The following is a 3,563-nucleotide window of genomic DNA, read 5'->3' as shown; positions in this document are numbered from 1 at the left end:
GACCTTTTATGGTTTTTACTTGTGTGACAACGCCTTTAAATTCTAATTCTTTATAACCACCAAAAGCATCTAGTGATCGGGTTTGTATGGTTAGTGTTTCACCTAAAAAGTTTTTACTAGACTCGCCAAGCGATAAGGATAAATCTTCTAACACATCCATGCGACAAACCAACTCTAGCATATGATGTGCATCTATTTGTTGATGCAACATTATTCTTTTAAATGCTGATATTTCTAATTCTCCTATAAAAAGCGTTGTGGTTGTTTGTAGTGCCATGTTGGTCAATTAGTATTTAAAATGGGTTTAATGAAATTATTAACTTATGTAGAAAACCAAATCTTGTTTTAGCAATAGTTTTATAACGTAAATTTGACTTGTCATTTTGAATATTATTGTATTGTAAATCAAATTACTAAAAATAGTAAAATAAAATTTTTAATTACTATTAATATACGGTTAAAAGGCTGTTTATAGATGTAGTTTGTTGAATTTTATGAATTATTACATATCTGTCTTTACTATATGTATTAAATATTTAATAAAACATGTGTTTGCCATTTTCCGTTTTTGGTTTTTACTTCGTCTTTTAAAGTAAGGTCAGCAGCATCTTTCCAACCACTTTGTGTGTAAAAAGGGTGTTCTGCGGTGGTTTCCTAAAGTGAAGCAAACGAAACAAAATATGCGGCTGTTGGATTATGAAATTTATACTTTTTACTCATAACTTAAAAACACAAAAAGCTACCCAAATGAATAGATAGCTTTTATTGTTTAAATTTTTTAAGTGAAACTTTATTGAGATGGTACTTGTTATAAATTAGCACTAGTGAGGATTCTAATTACTATGCTCTTTTTCTCAACAGAGAGATTCTCGCGTTAGCGGTGCAATTTTTCTATCAACTAGCTTTCTAATAACATGTTGTCCAATAAGTCATCAAACTCATTCCTTTGCGGTTCTACTTGTAAATAATTTACATTAAATTTTCCTTGTAAATATTTAAGTAATTTAGGTTTAAGATAAAGTTCATTCTTATCATTAAGTAAAATATCATCTGCAAATTCCTGTCCTATAACTTGTAGCCAAAAAAAGATGGGTACAGGTTTTTCTAATTGATAATTATCTTCAAAATATTCCGCTTTAGAAACCTCCATTTCTGAAAATTTAAATCCTGAAAACACACTATTTTCTAATCCTTCTTTTAATTTTTCAGTAATAATAAATGCTGGATAACATTCCATTAAATCATCACCAAGCCAATCTTCAAGATCGATATGTAAATTTAAAATTGTCTTAAAGGGAGGTTCAAACTCTTTAAACGTAGTTTTTTCACCAAGACCAGAAATTACTTCAGGTTGTATTTTTATATAGTTTTCCATTTCAATATTTATTATAAAGGCGGATCAAATAAATGACCAAATTTCTTATCTATTGCAGCAGCATAATCGAGTACTTGTTTTTTTGAAGGTATTTTTCCCGCATTATCAAATGCTCTATAAAATTTATTCCATTCTATCCTGATTGAACTTAAATGTAATGTATTATTAAGACTTTTTGGGATTCCACGTAGGTTATCTATAGAATGCATGAAGGTTTTATCAAATAAACCAGGCCATTTCTTCAGAACTTGTTGCTCTACAGCATGGTGTACAACAACTTTTCCTTTTAAAAGAGGATAAAGTGCGAAAAAAGTTGCCTTATAACAGGCATTATGAACCAAAACAAGATTTTCACCTACATAATAGGTATGAAAATCTTCAACATGAAAATTAAAAACCTCCTGATTTTTTGGTAGATGTAGTACTTTAGAAATTTTTAGAGTTTTGTTACTATATGTTTTTAAAATGTCACCGACTTTTAAATCTGCAGCATCTGTCCATTCGTAAACCGTTTTAAAGGGATGGGTTGGTGTTGTTTTTATTATTTCACCTTCTATAGTATGTAATTCGATAATTACATCTGTTTTTGATTTTTTAGTAGAAACTACTTTTTTTAATGCTTTTCTGTCAAATTCTTCATCCCATGACCACACAAAATCTCCAACTGTTATCTTTTCTATGTTTTTCAATCCATTTTTGGTATGTACTTTAGTACCTGATGGAAAACATGCAAAAACACAAACTTTTTTAGCAGCTTGTGCAATATCATCCACTTTTTTTCCTGCTGCTTTAGCAAATCCTTTTCCTGCTGTTTTTAAACCATGTTTAGTGCCTAATTTTACCGTTGCTTCTAAAGCTTCTTGTGCTACTTTTTTAGCAGCAACTTTTATACCTCCTTTAATGGCTCCTTTAGCAGCAGCTGTAGCTACGGATGCAGTACCTAAACTAGCTATATCAACCACTAAGAATACGGCATTTAAACCTACCATCCACCAATTTCCTTTTTGTGCCTCTCTGTACATTCCAATAACATTACCTATTACAGGAATTAACTCTGCAGTGTCCCACCAGCCCCAACCAGAATCTTCCTCTTCACCATATTCTTCTAAAAGTTTGTCATATTCTTCAGGAGGTAATGGTACTTGTCCACTAGTAATAAACTCTATTTTACCACCTGTACTACAAGGCATTTTACTTTTAAACAAAATGGTTTCTTGTCCTTTTACTTTTACCTTATAGGTATCTGTCCAATCTGTTGGAGCAGGTGTGCAAGGACTTCCGTTTTTTAAAGAGCATGCTCCAAAAGGTGGAATATTGGTCATTGGGGCTTTGTCTGCTTTAGTAGTTACTAAACAGCCATTAATTTTTATATGGGTATTTGATGTAGGTGAAAAAGGTGCAGGTGCAGCGCCTTTATCACACATCATTATGGCGTCTTTTACGACGTATTCTAAATCATTTGGCATAGTGTTTTTTTAGAATGTTATAAAATATCCGTGTCAGATGATTCTATTTTAATCTTACTACCTCCAGTAATATTTAGGTTGTCACCATCTAAATTTAGGCTTGTTTCTCCTTTTATATTAGCATCTGTTTTAGCGTTAAGGTTGGCACTAGCTGTTTCACTAGTAATAGTAATATCTTTAGTTGCTTTTATGCCTATGCCTTCATCTGCAACATGAATCCCTAAATCTTTTTGTGCATAAATACTCATTGTACCTTCGCCACCGCTTTCTTGATTGGGTTTTGCTATAATGTTAAGACTGTTACCTGCCATTATATTAATATCCTTGGAGGCTAATGTTAGCTTGTTTGGGGCTTGTATTATAATTTCGCCATTACCTTGCATAACAACTACATTACCAGATGGATCTGCAATGGTTATGCTACCATCATCATCATTCATCACTACTTTATTACCACTTCTAGTTTGTAGTGCTTTTATGGCGTTAGAATTACTTTGAAAAGCGCCTGCTTTTCCAGAACCATTATATAAACTACCCATCATATAAGGATGTTCTGCATTTCCACCTTCAAAACCTATTAAGACTTCTTCTCCTGTTTCTGGTATAAAATGAAACCCTTTATCTCCTCCTGCATGTGGTGTTACAATACGTATCCAAGGAGTCATCTCTCCAGTTATTTTTTGCCAAGCAAATTGTACACGTATTCTGCCTAAACCATCAGG

General features: G+C 32.4%; 3 protein-coding genes and 1 pseudogene. All 4 read right to left on the bottom strand.

The genetic code is table 11. The features are described 5' to 3' along the window. A pseudogene (locus WNY60_RS15470) lies at nt 1-277 on the bottom strand (hypothetical protein); the annotation flags it as partial. Between the two features lie 621 nt (nt 278-898). Further along, a complete protein-coding gene (locus tag WNY60_RS15465; protein WP_342862925.1) occupies nt 899-1,375 on the bottom strand; it encodes a hypothetical protein in 477 nt (158 codons plus the stop codon). Between the two features lie 11 nt (nt 1,376-1,386). Beyond that, nucleotides 1,387-2,841, bottom strand: a complete 1,455-nt coding sequence (locus tag WNY60_RS15460) for a PAAR-like protein (RefSeq protein ID WP_342862924.1) — start codon at nt 2,839-2,841, stop codon at nt 1,387-1,389. Nucleotides 2,842-2,858: 17 nt separating this feature from the next. Then, nucleotides 2,859-3,563, bottom strand: a 705-nt coding sequence (locus WNY60_RS15455; protein ID WP_342862923.1) for a phage baseplate assembly protein V, incomplete at its 5' end; no start/stop codon positions are given.

This window comes from Olleya sp. AS48 (genome assembly GCF_038900355.1).
GTDB lineage: Bacteria > Bacteroidota > Bacteroidia > Flavobacteriales > Flavobacteriaceae > Olleya.
The sequence above is the reverse complement of the archived record's forward strand: the minus strand, read 5'-3'. Positions and strand labels throughout refer to the sequence as shown.

Bases quoted from the DNA above. Each gene is read 5' to 3' on its own strand.
- WNY60_RS15465 (WP_342862925.1), bottom strand. From the start codon at position 1,375: ATGGAAAACTATATAAAAATACAACCTGAAGTAATTTCTGGTCTTGGT.
- WNY60_RS15460 (WP_342862924.1), bottom strand. From the start codon at position 2,841: ATGCCAAATGATTTAGAATACGTCGTAAAAGACGCCATAATGATGTGT.